This window comes from Tsuneonella amylolytica (assembly GCF_003626915.1).
Taxonomy (GTDB): Bacteria; Pseudomonadota; Alphaproteobacteria; order Sphingomonadales; family Sphingomonadaceae; genus Tsuneonella; species Tsuneonella amylolytica.
Genome location: NZ_CP032570.1, coordinates 1845287 through 1861319, shown reverse-complemented (window position 1 = coordinate 1861319; position 16033 = coordinate 1845287). Strand labels below are relative to the sequence as shown.

Annotated in this window: 16 protein-coding genes; 3 read left to right on the top strand and 13 right to left on the bottom strand. The window is 63.0% G+C overall.

Going from position 1 to position 16033, the window contains the following annotated elements; all coding sequences use genetic code 11:
- Nucleotides 1–138: 138 nt before the first annotated feature.
- Both D4766_RS09140 and D4766_RS09135 read right to left on the bottom strand, forming a co-directional pair.
- Nucleotides 139–1269, bottom strand: coding sequence for an alpha-hydroxy acid oxidase (locus tag D4766_RS09140; RefSeq protein ID WP_234024756.1), 1131 nt, complete (start codon nucleotides 1267–1269; stop codon nucleotides 139–141).
- Nucleotides 1270–1353: 84 nt separating this feature from the next.
- A complete protein-coding gene (locus D4766_RS09135) occupies nucleotides 1354–3627 on the bottom strand; it encodes a TonB-dependent receptor (protein WP_120717182.1) in 2274 nt (757 codons plus the stop codon).
- A gap of 98 nt (nucleotides 3628–3725) precedes the next feature.
- On the opposite strand from D4766_RS09135, the gene D4766_RS09130 reads away from it, so the two are divergent.
- Nucleotides 3726–5186 carry a leucyl aminopeptidase family protein gene (locus tag D4766_RS09130; protein ID WP_162935724.1) on the top strand — a complete coding sequence of 487 codons (1461 nt, stop codon included), beginning with the start codon at nucleotides 3726–3728 and terminating at the stop codon, nucleotides 5184–5186.
- A 23-nt stretch (nucleotides 5187–5209) separates the two neighbouring features.
- Here D4766_RS09130 and D4766_RS09125 read toward each other — a convergent pair whose 3' ends face one another.
- Nucleotides 5210–5824 carry a TetR/AcrR family transcriptional regulator gene (locus tag D4766_RS09125; protein WP_162935723.1) on the bottom strand — a complete coding sequence of 205 codons (615 nt, stop codon included), beginning with the start codon at nucleotides 5822–5824 and terminating at the stop codon, nucleotides 5210–5212.
- A gap of 44 nt (nucleotides 5825–5868) precedes the next feature.
- Between D4766_RS09125 and D4766_RS09120 the strand changes: the two genes are divergently transcribed.
- The gene (locus tag D4766_RS09120) at nucleotides 5869–6735 is read left to right on the top strand and encodes an alpha/beta hydrolase (protein WP_162935722.1); all 867 of its coding nucleotides are present in this window, start codon (nucleotides 5869–5871) and stop codon (nucleotides 6733–6735) included.
- A gap of 209 nt (nucleotides 6736–6944) precedes the next feature.
- Here the strand turns inward: D4766_RS09120 and D4766_RS09115 are convergent, their stop codons facing one another.
- The 7 genes from D4766_RS09115 to D4766_RS09085 all read right to left on the bottom strand — a co-directional run bounded on the left by D4766_RS09115 (nucleotide 6945) and on the right by D4766_RS09085 (nucleotide 11277).
- Nucleotides 6945–7883, bottom strand: a complete 939-nt coding sequence (locus D4766_RS09115) for a DUF2493 domain-containing protein (protein WP_120717178.1) — start codon at nucleotides 7881–7883, stop codon at nucleotides 6945–6947.
- 271 nt (nucleotides 7884–8154) lie between these two features.
- On the bottom strand, nucleotides 8155–8883 hold the full coding sequence (locus D4766_RS09110) for an RES family NAD+ phosphorylase (RefSeq protein ID WP_120717177.1): 729 nt from the start codon (nucleotides 8881–8883) through the stop codon (nucleotides 8155–8157).
- Nucleotides 8855–9232: an antitoxin Xre/MbcA/ParS toxin-binding domain-containing protein gene (locus D4766_RS09105; protein ID WP_120717176.1), complete on the bottom strand. Its 378-nt coding sequence runs from the start codon at nucleotides 9230–9232 to the stop codon at nucleotides 8855–8857. Before D4766_RS09105 ends, D4766_RS09110 begins: the two co-directional genes overlap by 29 nt.
- Before the next feature lie 32 nt (nucleotides 9233–9264).
- The gene (locus D4766_RS09100; protein WP_120718149.1) at nucleotides 9265–9699 is read right to left on the bottom strand and encodes a hypothetical protein; all 435 of its coding nucleotides are present in this window, start codon (nucleotides 9697–9699) and stop codon (nucleotides 9265–9267) included.
- Nucleotides 9700–9711: 12 nt separating this feature from the next.
- Nucleotides 9712–10647, bottom strand: a complete 936-nt coding sequence (locus D4766_RS09095; RefSeq protein WP_120717175.1) for an ArdC family protein — start codon at nucleotides 10645–10647, stop codon at nucleotides 9712–9714.
- 193 nt (nucleotides 10648–10840) lie between these two features.
- Nucleotides 10841–11068: a GDCCVxC domain-containing (seleno)protein gene (locus D4766_RS14155; RefSeq protein ID WP_120717174.1), complete on the bottom strand. Its 228-nt coding sequence runs from the start codon at nucleotides 11066–11068 to the stop codon at nucleotides 10841–10843.
- Entirely contained in the window at nucleotides 11068–11277 is a 210-nt protein-coding gene (locus D4766_RS09085) for a hypothetical protein (protein ID WP_120717173.1), read from the bottom strand. The genes D4766_RS14155 and D4766_RS09085 overlap by 1 nt, the downstream gene beginning before the upstream one ends.
- A 257-nt stretch (nucleotides 11278–11534) precedes the next feature.
- On the opposite strand from D4766_RS09085, the gene D4766_RS09080 reads away from it, so the two are divergent.
- The gene (locus D4766_RS09080; RefSeq protein ID WP_057883273.1) at nucleotides 11535–11939 is read left to right on the top strand and encodes a MerR family transcriptional regulator; all 405 of its coding nucleotides are present in this window, start codon (nucleotides 11535–11537) and stop codon (nucleotides 11937–11939) included.
- Here the strand turns inward: D4766_RS09080 and D4766_RS09075 are convergent.
- From D4766_RS09075 to D4766_RS09065, 3 genes are all read right to left on the bottom strand, one after another.
- Nucleotides 11936–13276 carry a dihydrolipoyl dehydrogenase family protein gene (locus D4766_RS09075; protein WP_120717172.1) on the bottom strand — a complete coding sequence of 447 codons (1341 nt, stop codon included), beginning with the start codon at nucleotides 13274–13276 and terminating at the stop codon, nucleotides 11936–11938. The two genes, D4766_RS09080 and D4766_RS09075, sit on opposite strands and share 4 nt — an antisense overlap.
- 141 nt (nucleotides 13277–13417) lie before the next feature.
- Nucleotides 13418–13774, bottom strand: coding sequence for a bleomycin resistance protein (locus D4766_RS13930; protein ID WP_120717171.1), 357 nt, complete (start codon nucleotides 13772–13774; stop codon nucleotides 13418–13420).
- 192 nt (nucleotides 13775–13966) lie between these two features.
- The gene (locus D4766_RS09065; RefSeq protein WP_120717170.1) at nucleotides 13967–15940 is read right to left on the bottom strand and encodes a ParB/RepB/Spo0J family partition protein; all 1974 of its coding nucleotides are present in this window, start codon (nucleotides 15938–15940) and stop codon (nucleotides 13967–13969) included.
- Between the last annotated feature and the right edge of the window lie 93 nt (nucleotides 15941–16033).

Genomic DNA, 16033 nt, shown 5'->3' with positions numbered 1-16033 from the left:
CTTACTGGGGCGGAAGCGGATCGAACGCTTTGAGACGGCTAACTGAACGAAGATAACCTTCGGTATTTACCTCATCGCTAACATTCAAAGGGTTATACGCTTACACGGTAAGTTGCGGGGTGCTCTAAGTGCGTCAAATCAGCACCAAAGCTCGTTCAATCGTCTAATATGTCTGCAACCGAGCTGTGTAATGTCATTGACGCCGGCAAGGATCAGGGTTCGCTCGAACTCTTCAAAGAGGAGGGACAGCGCACGGTTCACGCCTGCTTCGCCGGCGGCCGCCAACCCGTAAAGGTAAGGACGACCGATCGAGCAAGCGGTCGCGCCAAGCGCCAGCGCCTTCACCACGTCGGAGCCGCGCCGCACACCGCCATCACAAATCACATCGGGGCCTTCGCCGATTGCATCACGAACTAGTCCGATTTGATCGATCGGAGCAGGAGCTCCGTCGAGCTGGCGGCCGCCATGGTTGGAAATCATCACGCCGGTAGCGCCCGAACCGATCGCCCGTTTGGCATCTTCGGGCGTCATGACGCCTTTGATTGCAAGCGGGCCGCCCCACTCGGCAGCAAGCCATTCCACGTCGCGCCAAGTTACAGCGCGGTCGAATTGACCGCCGATATAGTCGAACAGGCTCATCGGCCCGGCCGCGAGCGCATCGACCTTGTGACTGACGTTCGCGAGGTCGAACCGAGATCCGGTGAGCGCAGGCAATGACCATCGGGGGTGAAGCGCGAAGCTCAGCATCGATTTCAGCGTCAGGCGGGGCGGAAGCGAAAGGCCGTTAACCCGGTCGCGTTCGCGGTTACCTGCTACCGGAGTGTCGACGGTCAGCGCGAGCCCATGGAACCCCGCTTCCTTACATCGCGCCACGAACTCGGTCGTGAGCCCACGATCCTTGAAGATGTAGATCTGGAACACCTTGGGACCGCCAAACGTCTCCGCCAGTGCTTCGAGCCGCGTCGTTCCCAGGGTGGACAGACTGTAGAGCAGGTCATGCCTGGCCGCCGCGCGCGCCACTGCCAGCTCGGCGTGGCCGTGGAACATGCGGGTCAACCCCGTCGGCGCAAGCATCAACGGCCATGCGATCCGCTCGCCGAACAACGTCGTCCCGGTCCTGATCCGCGACACGTCGTTCAACACGTCCGGCACCAGCTCGTACTGCGCGAATGCCGCTGCGTTACGCCTGAGCGTCACCTCGTCGTCGGCACCGCCGTCAATATAGTCGAATATCGGACGCGGCAGTCTTCGGCGGGCCAGCGCGCGCAAGTCGGCAATGTTATTCGCGCGCCGCAAGGCCCTCATCGTACCGCTCCGCGTCAACTCGAGGCTTCGTCCTCCGAGACTCGGAGATCAGAAGCCCGCTCCGAAGGTGACGCCAATCGTCCGAGGACGCGCAATGGTCGCCCGTGCGTCCAGGCCGGTTAACGGGTTTGCTCCCTCCGTCTGCGCCGAAAGTATCGCGCGCTTATCCGTGATGTTCTGCGCAAACACGCTCACTTCGTAGCGGTCCCAGCGAAGACCAGCCCGAAGGTCGAAAAGCGCATAGCCAGGCAGTCGCAGGTCGCCGGGATTGGTCGCAGTCGGCAGCGAATAGTAAGCCTGCCGTGAGCCGGTGTAGCGGACGCCGCCGCCGATCGTCGGCCGAATGTTACCGTCGACCGGGACTTCATAGTCGGCGGTGATCGCGCCTGACCAGCGCGGGCTATAGGGCAGGCGATCACCGCGCTGCGCGCCGACGGCCGGTATCGCCTCGCGCGTCTCGGCGTCGATATAGCTCAAGTTCGCGCCAAGGCTGAGGCCGTCAGCGTTCCACCGCGCCTCGGTTTCGATGCCGCGGCTTCGCGCGCGCCCGCCGTTGATCAGGAAGTTAAACCCAATGGCGTCCTTGGCGGTCGTCTGAATGTCCTCCCAATCAATCCAGAACGCTGCGGTCGAGAGGCTGAGCCGCCGATCGAACAGCGAAGCCTTGATGCCCGTCTCGTAGTTGATCAGCGAGTCCGAATTGTAGGTGGGCGTGCCGCCGCCACCGGGAAGGACGAGGTTCGCGCCGCCCGGACGGAACCCCTTTGCTACGCGTGCATAAACATTGAGATCGCGGGTGATCTTGAACTGAGGCGACACTGCGAAGGTCCAGGCACTTTCGGACGATCGGTTGGCTATGATCGTTCCGGCGAGGGGTCCAAACAATAGTCCTTCCAACGGCTCGCTCGAGCGCTGCTTGTTGCGGCTCCACCGCCCTCCGGCCTGCACGCTGAACCGATCGGTGAAGTTGATCGTCCCGTTCGCGAACACGGCGAACTCGCGGTAGCGGTTCCGGAGGTCGACTTCCTGGAGCGGGTTGATCGGGGCAGGCGCCGGTTCGCCTGACGCCAAGAAAGCCGTGCCGCCGTTGAGCGAGCGGGAGCGCTCGTGCGTGTAGTAACCACCAACTATGTATTCGAAAATCCTCCCGGTGGGCGAGGCCAACCTGAGTTCTTGGGTGAACTTCTTCACCTCATTGTCGATCGGCAGCGAGACAAACGGGACACCTGGAATGCCGATCAGATCGAGAACCGTTCCCAGATTCGGGCTGTAGTCGAAGGCCAGGTCGACCTGCTGTCGTCCGTAGCTCGTCGCTGAAACCACATTCGCAAACTCGAGGTCGGCGTCGAGCGTGAGGTTGTAAAGCTGGTAGCGCGTTCTGACGAACTCGTCGGTGCCAACGGATTGCCGATATTCGCCGGCGCCAGGTTCAAGCGTCGTCGAAGAAACGGTTTCGGACGGAAACCCCTGCGTATCGCGCTTCTGGTAGAGAGCTGAAGCTGTTGCGGTCAGCCAGTCGCTCGCCCTCCACAGCAGCGCAACCCGACCGCCGAAGTTGGTCGAGGTATCGACGTCTTCTTCGCCGGTCGCGACATTGTCGATGAAACCTGGATCGCGCGTGTAGAAGCCGCTGACCCGCACGCCAAGCGTGTCCTGGACGAGCGGCGTTCCGATTGCAGCGCGGGCAATATAGCCCGTCTCGCCGTGCGCGATCGACGAGATGCCGAGCTGCGCCTGTCCGTGCACCTCATTCAACTCGGGGCGAACGAATACGTATTTGACGACACCGCCGAGTGCGTTGGCCCCATAAAGCGTCCCCTGCGGGCCGCGCAGCACCTCGACCCGGGCAATGTCGAGCAGGTCGGGGTCCGGCGTCAGCCTGTTGCCGATTGCGGCCGCGGTGCTCGAATTGGTCGGCGACTCGTCGAAATATGTGCCCACCGTAGCCGAAAGCTGGTTGGCACCCGTCGTCACTCCGCGGATATTGATCTGATTGTAGCCGGGAGCGACTGCCGTGGTCGACAGGCCTGGAATGTATGCTTGGTAATCCTCGAAGCGGACTGCGCCCCGCGCCAGCAGCGTATCGTTCGAAAGGGCGGTGACGGACGCGGGAACGTCCAGCAGGCGCTCCGACCGCTTTTGCGCGGTCACGACGATATCGGCTGTTTCGGCCGGACCGGTCGCGGCTGCGGCCGGCGGCTGCGGTTCCTGCGAGGGTGCTGTAGCCGGCGTGGACGCCTGCCCCCAGGCAGGCACCGCAGATAGGCTGACGAGAAACGCGGTAACGGAAATTCCGGTGAATCGCCCAGCTTGAGGTTTCATCGACACCCTCCAATCTCAATCCAATAAAAAGATTATGTCCTCTTTCTTTTATCGGTGCAAGGGGTATTAGTGAAGCGATGACGAGTTGGCACACCCTCATGATGGTCTCGCACGAGACGCCGTCGACAACGGCCTTATTTGCGGCGCGAGGATCGGGCGAGATAATCGGCGCTGATCCTCAGCGGCCCCGCGCCTCGGCCGCCATCCGCTCAGCGGACTTTGCGCCGGATCAAGGTCGTTGGCTCGACATCGTGGGCGACGACGCCTTGCCGCGGTTGCTTGTGGTCGGCACTGGTGCGGAGGGTACGGACACAACCGAGCGATGGCTTGCCGCCGGCGGACACTTGGTGGACGCCATGCGGACCCTGCGGATCGCGAGCGTGCGCTTGCCGGGCTGCGATGATCTGGGCGGCCCCGACGCTCTCCAGTCATTGCTCACAGGAGCACTGCTCCACAGCTATCGCCTCGAGCAGGGCCGAAGCGATGCGGTGCCAGGCTTTCAACCAGAGCGGCTGGTGATCAACTCAGCCGATATGGTCCATGCCGAGGAGGCGCAGCGTGTCTCCGAAGCAATCAACCGAGCGCGAGCCTGGGTGGAGCAACCCGCTAATCTGCTGACCCCGGCTGTGTTCGCAGATGAAGCCGCATCGGCGCTTGAGAGGCATGGCGTCTCGGTACGCGTGCTCGGACCGGCGGAGCTGGAAGAGCTGGGTACCGGCGCGCTGTTGGCCGTGGGCCGCTCTTCTGAACACGAACCGCGGATGGTCATAGCCGAGTGGCGTGGTGACCCTGCCCGCGAAGGCTGGGACGCAGCTTTTGTCGGTAAGGGGCTGACCTTCGATGCAGGCGGGCTCAACATCAAGACGCGGCCAATTATCGAGAAGATGAAGTTTGATATGGGGGGCGCCGCGTCGGTGCTCGGCGCAATCGAACTCGCCGCTTCCCGTAAGGCGCGCACCAATATCGTTGTCATCGTTCCCATGGCAGAGAACGTCATCGATGGTCGTAGCGCCCGCCCTGGCGATGTGGTGCGCTCGCTCGCCGGGCTCACCGTGGAAATTGTCAACACCGATGCCGAGGGGCGGCTCGTTCTGGCTGACGGGATCACCTATGCAATTGAGAACTACGCGCCCGCGTACGTCGTCGACATCGCAACATTAACGGGGATGATAGCCGGCGTCCTTCATGAGGAGTTTGCTGGCCTCTATGCCTCCGATGCCGGCTTGGCCAATGCGTTGATGCGTGCCGGCGAAGTGGCCGGCGAGCCGCTATGGCGAATGCCGCTGAGCGCGTCACAGGATTACCTCGTCGACTCCGCAGTCGCCGATGTCTCCAACTTCGGCGCGGTAGGGTTTCTCGGGGTGGGCGGCGGCTCATCGACCGCGGGCGCTAAGTTTCTCGAACGATTCGCGCACGGGACGAAATGGGCACATATCGATATCGCCGGCACGGCTTGGGCCACTCGGCGCACTGCGCGCTCGGGGCCTGGCGCGACCGGGTTCGGCGTATTTCTGCTCGACCGCTGGCTGGCTGGATTAGAAAGCGGACTCGGCGACTGACGAAATCTTCGACCGCTGACGCTTCAGTCGCTGATCACCCCCACGGCCAGGTCAAGATAGTCGGCCAGGTCTTCCAAAACGATGTGGAGATCGCCCGACGACCTCACACTGGTGAGCGAACCCTCAAATATGATGCTGACCAGCTGCGTCGTCCGCGACAGGTCGAACGCCGGGCTAATTTCGCCGGTAGCGACGTAGCGCGCGAGTTGCTCCTTGATCTGGGCAAGGATCAGGCCCGCCTGCTCGACCCGGATGCCGGCCAAGCGCTCGTTCCAGTCGGCCATGGCCTGTAGCTCGCGCCAGAAAGGCAATCCATCCAAATCGTTCCGATAGCGAAGGAGGGCGTCCCTCAACTCGGCCCAAGTCTCGCCGCGAAGCAGCGCGTTCCGGTGCTCAAGCCTGAGCTGCAAAACCGCGACCAACAGCTCGTCGCGGCTGGCGAAATGCTTGTAGAGCGCGCCCATGCTGAGGCCAGTCTCGTCGCAGATATCGGTGAGATTGGTCGCCACCACGCCGTTGCGACTGAAACAAGCCATCGCCGCCTCGCAGAACCGAAGCCGCTGACTGTCCATATACTCCCGGCTGCGTTTCGGCATCCAATCCTTCACCCCATTGGCTCTTCTCATACCCGCGATCACGAGCTATTGCAAAGAGAGAAGCTGCTCTCTTTAGGAGAATGATGATGCCGACCGCCACTCTCGAACGAGCAGAACGCTTTTCGATTGAGGCAGCCCAAACGGGCCGCTCCTTCGATATCAGCTTGGCCCGGCCCCTGCCGCTCCTTGCGACCGGCAGGTCTCCTGAGAATTGTCCGATACTCTTTGTGCTCGACTCTTCTCTAACGTTCGGCACCGCGGTCGAGCGCGTCAGCATGTATTCGGCCATGGGAGCGCTTCATTCAGCCGTCATCGTGGGGGTGGGTTATGCTGGAGGCGTGTTCGACAGCCTGCAGGCACGGACAGTCGATTTCACGCCCGAAACCCCGAGGGACGCCCGCAACCCGATGACCTCCCTGACCGGCACGGAATATGGCGGGGCAGACGCGTTCCTCGCCTTTCTCATAGACGAGCTGGCGCCGGCGGTGCGGGACCGCGTGCCCGAGGCGTCGGCCGATCGGCTCATGCTGCATGGGTTCTCACTCGGCGGGCTATTCGCAGCCTACGCGCTTCTGAAGCGGCCGGAAGCGTTTGAGGTGTTTTCGATCATCGCCCCTTCATTGTGGTGGAATGAGTTTGCCGTGCTCAAAGAGCGTCAGCAGTTCGTGAAGCGGTTGGCTGAGACCAGCGCGCGGCCTCGAGTGCTGGTCGGCGTCGGATCGACTGAGCAGGACGATCCGCAAACCGCGCCAGCCGGCTTGGACTTGGAGGATCTGCGCGCCACCATTCGATGGGTTCGCATGGTAGATGCCGCACGTGAGTTCGCCGAGGACTTGTCGACTTTGCCTCTCGGCGAAGTGCAATATGTAGCATTCGAAGGCGAGGACCATGCAGGTTCTCTGACGGCCGGGACAGGCCGGGCGATGAGCTTTGCCTTGAAGCTGTTCGCCTAGGTCTCTGAAGAGACCACACGATTGAATTCGCACATTCAATGGCTTCCTGAGCTCGATTTCGATTGCCGTTCAGTTACAACACCCACGCGATCCTGAATGGCGATATTCTGGTCGCGAGTTTCTGCCGCTCCCACAGCGGCGGTCGAGGTCACCTCATTGTCTGCTGGGGGAATGCGACGACATCCCCTGAACGGCAGCAAGCGGGGCGCTTAGCTGCCGGAAGGCTTAGTGCCCAGCGGACCGCGGCGATCGACCACCGTGATGCGGTGTGCCTTGGCTTCGATGACGAGACGCTCGGTGACGCCATTGCCGGGAAAGGCGATCACATAGCGCGGGGCCATCGCCAGCATCTGCTCGTTGCGCTTGAACCCGGCCCGGGCACCCAGCCTGCGATCGAGACCGAAGGTCAGTTGCTGTACCTCGTGGCGTTCGGCCCAAGCGGCTGCAAGCCGATCGGCGCCCTTGCCGTCGCCGCCATGGACGAGGAGCATATCGGGCACCTGCTCACGCACTCGGTCGAGCGTGGCCCAGATGTTGTCCGCATAGCTCTTCGCCTCCTCGGTCGTGGCGAAGCTCGCGCGTCCTCCGGCGAAGACCACGGCGGTGCCTTCGGGCGTGAGTGCGGCTCGCCGACGTTCTGAGCGGACCTTGAGGAAATCGCGCGCATCGATGACCGCAGAGGTGAGGTTCCTTCCCTGCGCTATGCGCGACCCCGTCATCGGCTTCCAGGATGCCCCGGTCTCTTCGCGGTACAGCATCGCCGCGACCTCGCGCATGTGCTCGAAAGCGAGCATGCTGGCTTCGGCTGCTTGCGCGCGCTCGACCTGCTCTTCGAGGTTGCTCGAGTGGATTTCCGAGCCATCGGCCGCGGCAAGCAGCGCCCGGATCTCGTCGCTCGCGCGATCGACCTGCGCGGATTTGCGGGTCGCCGCGCGGTGGAAGAGATTGACGAAGCCCCAGGCGATGTCCTCGGCATCGGCCTCGAGCGCGGTGTCGGCGAACAAGGCGAACATGTCCGACCAGACGGCCGCGAGGGTTTGCGCGCTCGCCTGTTCGGCGGGAAAATCGGTTTCGTTGAAAGGTGCGGGTTGAACCGAAAAGCCGGTCAGATCGAGTCCGGCAAGCTGGGCGGTGAAGCTGTCGTACATGGGTCATTCCTCCTGAGCGAAGGCGACAGCCGCAGGGGAAGAGAAGTTTCCTGCGGCCTGTTCGCCGGGCCCAAAAGGGACCGGGTCGAGGGGGCCGCCGCACCGCGCAGCGGGAAACCCCGCAAGGCAAGGCTGGCGCGGGCCACACGGGCCGCAGCCTTGCGCGGGTTGCGGCGGAACCGGACCGGTCCAGGGCCCGCACGAGCGAACAGGACAGGCAGGAAATCTGGCTCCGGCAGGCCCCGCGAAGAGGGACCGTGCGGGTCGAGCTTCAGCCGAGCGAAGGTAACCCGAACTGCTCGGCCGTAAATTCCAGCACCTCGTCCGAAGGAAACGCAGCCAGTGCAGTGAGGCGCCGGCCTTCGAGGCGCAGGTGCCAGCCGCGTCCGTGATCGGGCTGGGCCTTGGCAAAGCAGGCGAGATCGAACAGCGCGAGATTGATCCCCTGCGGATCGCGCGCCGACGGCGAGCGGATCGCCTGTCCGCCCGCGGCACGAGCAGCCTCGGCGAGATCCTGACACGCGGAATAGTCGACCGGGTCGGCCCAGCGTTTGCTGTCGCGCGACAGAGGCGGGCGCGTGGTGTCAAGCAAGCGGGCGATGGAGACGGGAACGGAGAAGCTCAGATGCTCGCTGGTGCGGTTGCCGGGGACGAACCCGGGTGAGCGGCTGATGAAGCGGAGCCGCCAGTAGGCGGTTTCAGTGATCGCGGTCTGCTCGGCCTCGCTTGCATAGAAGATGCCGGGGCGCTCGTTCGCGCGCCGAAAACGGCTGGCAACGCCGTGGCCGTAGCGAAAGGGCGAGGCGAGAAGGTAGTGCAGGCCGCGCGCTGCCTTGGGCAGATCGGGCTTGGCAGCATCGGCAAGTTCTTCGAGCCGCTTCTGGTCCGCGAGAGTTGCGGCAAGGCGATTGGTCGAGATGCGATGCTGCGCCTCGACGACACGCCAGACCGTCCTGCGATACCGGCGCAGCTCAGACGCGAGCGCGGTGGGCGTCCACATAGTCGCAAACCGTCATGAGGCCCTTGAAGCTGTCGATCAGGTCAAGCGGCCGTGCCTCGAGGTCGAGATTTGGGGTCGCGAGCCAGGCTCGAGCAGCCAAATCGTCGCTGCCGAGCAGCGCATCGAGCGAGCGGAACAGGCGAAGCAGAAACTGGCCGGCTTCGAACGACTTGCTGGCCGGATCGAGCTCGGACCTGCCCGAGCGCAACCGCGAGACGGTGGCCTGAGACAGCCCGAGAACCGCACCAAGTTTGGCATTGGTGAGGCCCCAGAACTCCGCAATTCTTGTGATTGCGGCGGTCAGGACCTTGCCATCTCCCTCCTCGACTTCAGCGGCTCTCGTTGCCATCGGCGAATCCTTTCATATGAACGATATAGCTCTTAGGGGCTCATTTGAACAGAACTTCGTTCAAATAACGCCTCGCCGTTCGAAAACCGCCCAATCATGCGTAGCTCACCGAATGTCGCTTCGAACCGGCTCGCCACCTGCGAAAGCCAGCGCTGCGCCCGCCCGGACCGCGGATGAGAGGCATCGGCTTCCAAGTACCGGCTGTCGTCGCGCTCGGCGAGCCAGATGGCGGCAAGTCCGCAGTAGGTGGAGATCCCGCAATCGGCAAAGGCGTTGCGCAGCAGAATGCGATCTTCGCGGCCGCGCCACCCCTCGCAGGGTTCAAGTGAGGGAAAGGTGCTGCGCGCGGTTTCGATCACCTCCTCGACGAGACACTCGTATTCCCACTCCCAATCATCCTCGTCTTCGATCTCCAAAGTACGGAAGGCGACGATTGCGCCGGACGGATAGCTGACGGAACGTCCCATCATCCACCTCCCTCAAGCCGCTTCGGCGAGATCGGCTGCCGCAGCCTCGCTACCGGCGCCCGAACGCCCTCCGAGCTTCAGGATGAGGCTCGCAGCCTCTTCCGCCTTGGCGGCTGCCGTGAGCATGGCTCGATCATCGGATTTCAGAAGCTCAAGCCAATGCGCGATGTAGCTCGCATGGTGGTCGAGATGCGCGACCGGCAGACCGAGCTCGGCGCCCAGGATCGCGGCGGACAACTCCGCCACCAGTTCCTCGGCCGCGTAGGATCCGCTTCCAAAGCGGTTCTTGAGATCGCGACCTAGGCGAGAGCCATGTCCGGTCCAGTGCGAGAGTTCGTGCGCCAGCGTTGCGTAGTAGTGGTCGTAGCCATTGAACAGCGTCGCCGGCGGCATCGTAATCCGATCCAGGATGGGCTCGTAGTAGGCTTCGGCTCCTTGATGCCGAAGTTCAGCGCCCACCTCTGAAAAGAAAGCGTCGAGCCGCTCTTCCCGCCCCGCAGGCTCGACCGGCTCGAGTTCATGCCTGGCGCGGTACATCTCAGGCAAGCCATCGCACTGGTCGGCGTTGAAGACCGCATAGGCCTTCAGGACACGCCGCGTCTCGGTGCCTTCTTCGCCATCTTCGCGCTCCACCTGCTTGTCGTAGCTCTTGTAGAAGATCGCGATCGTCGACTTCTCGCCCTTGCGGACCTGCCCGCCGAGCTTCTGGCATTGCCGGTATGTCATCCAGTAGGGCGACAGAAACCCGGCCGCTTCGGCGATCATCCACAGCCAGAAGGTGTTCATGCCCCGATAGGGCGTGCCGCAACTGCGCAGGGGTCGTGATACCGGTACCCCGCGCCATGGCTTTACCCATGGTCTGGTTCCCTGCTCGAGTTTCTCGATAATCACAGAGGTGATTTGCGCAGCAGGGGATTGCCCGCCGCTGCGGCGTTCAAACCTGGACATAAGGTGTCTCCCGATTGCCGGAACGAGGTTGTCCCGTGGCAATCAGAAGAAGCCTTCTTTCCTCTCATCTGGACGTCGTGTCAGCTTTGCGCTCTGCGACGAATAGTGCGGAGAGACTGTAGATCTCGCCCAAGAGTCGCATAGGTGCGACCGGCGTCCTCCGCCTCGAGCGGAGCGGCGCGGGGGATATCTGCTATCCAGCTCCGCAGCATCCGGACGGCGAACCGGACTGTTGGGCTTCCTGGATCGGCGGACACGGAACATCTGCGAAGGAGCAGAAGACGCAACAATCGCCGGAAAGCGGTCTGAGCTTCACGCCGCAATGGCGGCAGTCGTAGAAAAACCAGCAGGCATCGGTCGGCATTGTTTCGACCGAAGTGCCGCCGCACTTGGGACATGTGATGGTAGAGGTTGTCTGCATCACGCGCCGCCCAGCACGCGCATCAGCGGCTGCTCGATAAAACCCCACAACGCGCTGATAACGACGATCACCGTCGCACCCACGAGCATCGCCAGCGTGGCTCGACTTGGCGCCGGCACCGCACAGTCCGCGTCAGCAGAGCAAGCGCGATGCTTGCGCAAGTAGAGCATCCAACCCGCAATGATCAGAACCGAGGCGATGATTGTCATCGGCCATCGGTAGGGGACGAATATAGCGAGACCGCCTGCTCCGAGCCCTAGCCCGGCGAGCGCGAGAGGCAGCACGCAGCACGCAGCAGCAGAGAACAGGGCGGTCAAGCTGGCTGCCGTTCCAACGGCAGCGACGCCTCGCTCGGGTCCCTGCAGTCGGATAACGGAAGGGGCACTTCGATCAGTCAGGTCTCGTCTCCAGCGCGATTCGGCGCTATGTGCCACCTGTAGTCGCTACAGGATCAAGGAGTTTCTGCGTGGGCGGTCTTTCGATAGGCGAACTCGCCCGCCGCACAGGCGTGCATATCGAGACAATTCGCTACTTCGAAAAAGTTGGCCTGCTCGCCGAGCCCGATCGAACCGAAGGCGGCCACAGGGTCTTTACCGACCAGCATGTCAGGGCCCTGAGCTTTATAAAGCGGGCGAGGGAGCTTGGCTTCACGCCTGGCGAAGTGCGCGCCATCCTTGAACTGGGCGGCCCCGAAGAGGCGTGCTGCGACGAAGTTCGCGAAATCGCGGTTCATCATCTGGACCAGGTCAGGCGCAAAATGGCGGACCTCGAGCGACTGGAGCGACTGCTCGCCTCGACGGTCGAGCGCTGTTCGGGTGGGCACGTGCCCGACTGTCCGGTCATCGACATGCTGGACGGCGTTGCCCCCTAGAGCATGTAGCCTACGTCCGATGCCCCGGTAGGATAAGCAAACATGGTGCTCTTCAGATCATCGGCGGTGAGATTGTGCCGGATAGCCAGGGCGAAGATGTTGATGACCTCGTCCGCGTGAGGACCGACGAGGTGCGCACCCAGAATTCGACCCGTGCCTTCCTCGACCAGCGTCTTGTATCCGTAAACCGGCTCGGCAAGCCGCCTCGCCGTGTACCAGCGCGAAGCGCGCTCGCATTTCAACCGGAATTGCGCTCCCGATCTGCGCGCCTCGTCCTCGCCCATGCCCACAGCTGCAATCGGCGGAAGCGTAAAGGCGACACTCGGCACGCCCCGATAGTCCGGCGTTCGCTGGTTGCCTTCGAGCAGGTTGCCCGCGACCACCTTCGCATCATGGCTCGAAACAGGCGTCAGCGGCGGTCCCTGCTGGGCAGCATCGCCGGCCGCATATACTGCCGGGTTTGTCACGCTTTGCAGGTACTCGTTGAGTTTGAGCCGACCTTGAGCGACAGCAACATCGGCGACTTCGAGGTTCAGACGGTCGAGTGCAGGGGCGCGGCCGGCGGCGTGAACGACCAGGTCGGCCTCCACGGCGATCCTGTCGTCACCCCTTTCGCCATGCACGACAAATCCGCTGTCTTTGCGCTCGATCGCAACGACGGTCGTATCGGTCAGGACTTGCACCCCGATACTGTCGAACGACTCCGTCAGCCAGCCGACGAGCTCCGGCTCGAAGTGCGTCAGCATGCGCGGACTGCGCTGGACCACCGTCACCTTGGCGCCAGCGCGTGCGGCAATGTGGGAAAACTCCGCTGCAATGTAGCCGCCGCCGACCAGGACGATCCGCCGTGGCAGTTGCTCCATGGCCAGGAAGAACTCATTATCGACCAGATGGTCCTCGCCCGGGATACCGAGCGGCACGGGTGCGGCGCCCGAGGCAATCAGAACATGACGGCCGCTTAGCTCTGCTGCATCGACCTTGAGGGAGTTCGGGCCGGTGAACTTGGCCGCACCGTGAAAAGTGTCGATGCCCTTATCGCGGTAGCGGTGCTCGTGCTTCTCCGGCACGGGATCGGTGAAGGTGCGCTTGAAACCGATCAATTCCGGCCAGTCGATCCGCAAATCACCGTCGACGCCGTGTCCGCTCATCCGGCGCTCCGCATCGATGACCTCTGCGCCCGAGACGAGCATCTTCTTGGGGTCGCAACCGCGCAAGGCGCAAGTGCCGCCAAACGGCTTCTCGTCGATTACAGCAACCGCCCAACCTGCATCGCGCACCCGCATCGCTGCGACCATTGCCGCCGTGCCCGTGCCGATGATGATCAAATCGTATTGCATTTGCGCGCTCCTCAAGAGAGGAACGATGCTATAGTTGGTACGGGTTCCCCAAGAGGATCAAAGGCTGTCCACTGGGGTGTGACCCCGCTGACAATCAATGCGCTCGTCGATTTCTGGTGACCTTGAAAGCCGGCGCGGCAATCAGTTTTGAATAAGGCGAATGAGGGTTCCGTCTGGATCGATCAGGGCTCCGATCAGGAGACCGCCATCTTCCTGCTGCGGGGGCTGAGCCCGGGGGTGACCCCAACATTGCTCTGGCACTCCAGCGTCTAAACAGACCGAGTAAAACGCGGCCACGTCATCAAGCCGAAGACAACAGCTGAACCAGCTTTCGGCTGGGTTCAGGTCTGGATGCGGGAAGAACTCCAGGATCACGCTGTCACGCTTCAAAATCATCCAGCCGTCATCCCGCCAGTCCCGCTCGAACCCCAGCTTGGCGTAAAATATTGAGGTGACCTCAAAATCCCTCGACGGCAGGTTGGCTGTGGCGTGATCGATCTCGCATCCTCTCGCTGCTCATCATGGAGCTCCAGGCAGACGTTCGCAACGGCGCTCCTGCTGATTATCTAGCGAGGACGTCTCATCCACTAGGTAGAACGACTGACGGTTCAGACTTGGCCAAAACGACCAAAGGCGGCCCGTCCAAAAATGGACGGACCGCCGACCGCGCAAGCCGATCTGTCAGGAGGGTCAGGCAGCTTGCTCGGTCAATTCGTCGTTGGCGTCTTCCGACTCAGCAGACGTTTCATCGTTGCCGATGGGTTCTTCCCTCGGAGTGCCGAAACGCATGACGGCTGGAACCCAGGCCAACGCCTGCTGCTTCACCTCCGCCTCGCCGATGAACTCGCCCGAGAAGATTCGTTCGGCAGCCGATGCGAGATCGGCCTTCTTGGAACCGGCATAGCGGCTGACAAGCTCGGGCCCGCCCACGGCATCGAAGGCTTCGAGGATGCGCGCTTTCGGCACGCGATCGAAGAAGTTCGCAGCCGTCGGCCTCCACCAGTGCGCCATCTCGATCTCAAGCAAGGCGCCCAGTGCGTCGTGGAGTGGGAGTCCGCGCTCCGCATCGATGTTGTGGCTGGCAATGAGCGTGCGGGCAACCACGAAGCCGAGCCATAGGCTGCGCGCCTCTTCGGGGAGTGCCCGAAAGGCGGCAAATCGCTCGACGTCCGAAGCGCCGGCGCGCCAGCTTTCGTCGAGCGAACCAGTGAACTCCGCTAGCGCCGCACTCGCCGGAGCATCTTTGGCTTCAAATCCCGAGACCGGGCCGTTCGCAGTCGGCCCAGAGATCGTGACCGCCTTCTTGGCGCGCCAGTCGTGACCATCGGCATCGGCCAACGTAAAGATCATGAGGTCGAGCGCCAGGCCGGGGTCGTTGGCGAGATGGATGGCGAGGACGTCGCGGCGCTGCATCGCCAGTTCGTCGAGCAGCCGCTGCGAATAGGTTGCAGGCTTGCCCGACGCATCGCCGCCATCTTCGACGGGCTCGATGATGCCTTCGTCCGGCTGTGCCACCTCGCTTTCCGTGTAGTACTGCGGAACAAGAGTAGGCTCGCCACCGCGCGACAGGACCAGGAACGCCCCCGCTTCTTCCTTCAGATCGTCGGCAAGCACCGGCGGGCGATCATTGAGCGCTCGCATCGCCCGATCGATGCGGGCCAGTTGCTCCTCGGCTCTCGCGACCTCCTCCTCGCTGCTGTCCTCGTCCTCGAGGACTGCCGCTTCACGGTCGTAGTCTGCCTCGAGTATCGAAAGTTCCTCAGCTTCCGCTTCATTCAACGGGGCCGGCTCGGCGGAAAGGCGGCTGAGCCCCTCGATCAGATCGTGGCAGACATAGGCCCCGAGCGTCGGACGGACCCAAGCAAGACCGAGTTCGCGCGCCTTGACGCTCGCTGCCTCCTCCATTTTCTTGTGAGCGAGACCCTCGAGCAGCGCGATATCGACCCAGCTCTCGCTGGCATCGTCGTCGAAAAGCTCGCGCTCGATCCGCCCGCCGGCCTGGAGATAGGCCTCGCGACCGACCAGGATCGCGCGCGGATCGCCGCCGCGCACGGTCGCGTCCAGCACCATCCGTCGGATCGTATCGGGCGTGATCTGGTACCAGGCATCTTGCAGCTCGGCGAAGACGTGAGCTTGCCGCTCGGTGTCCGAGACCGCGCCATAGGCCTTGGCCATGTCGAGCGTGATCGCGCCTTCCGCCAGCGCTTCGAAGACGCACGGCGCAAGCGAAGCGAGCCGCAGTCGGCCTTCGACGAAGCGGACGGTCAGGCCGAAGCGCCGGGCGACGTCCTCGGTCGTGGCGCCCGCTTCGATGATTGCGGCGAATGCCTGCGCTTCGTCAGCGGGATTCATCGCCAGGCGCTGGAAGTTTTCGGCCAGGCTCGCTTCGCGCACTTCGCATTCGTCGCCTTCAATGACGAGGCAGGTCACTTCGTGGGTTGTGGGAATTGCGCCGTCCTCGGCGAGCGACTGCAACGCGGCAAGCCGCCGGCCGCCGGCCTCGACTTCAAACTTGCCGCGCGCAGCCTTGCGCACGACGAGGTTCTGGAGGAGGCCGCGGGCCGCGATATCGGCCTTGAGCTGTGCATCGGCAGTGGCATCGCTCACCTTCCGGACGTTGCGTGGGCTCGGGACGAGCTTCTTCAAGGGAATGGACTGGATCATCGATCGTCTCCTGATGGATTGAACGAACCGGTGCGGGTGCATCCCACAAGGTTCGCCAGCCCATGGCACTCTCTTCTCTCTGCTGTGGGACGT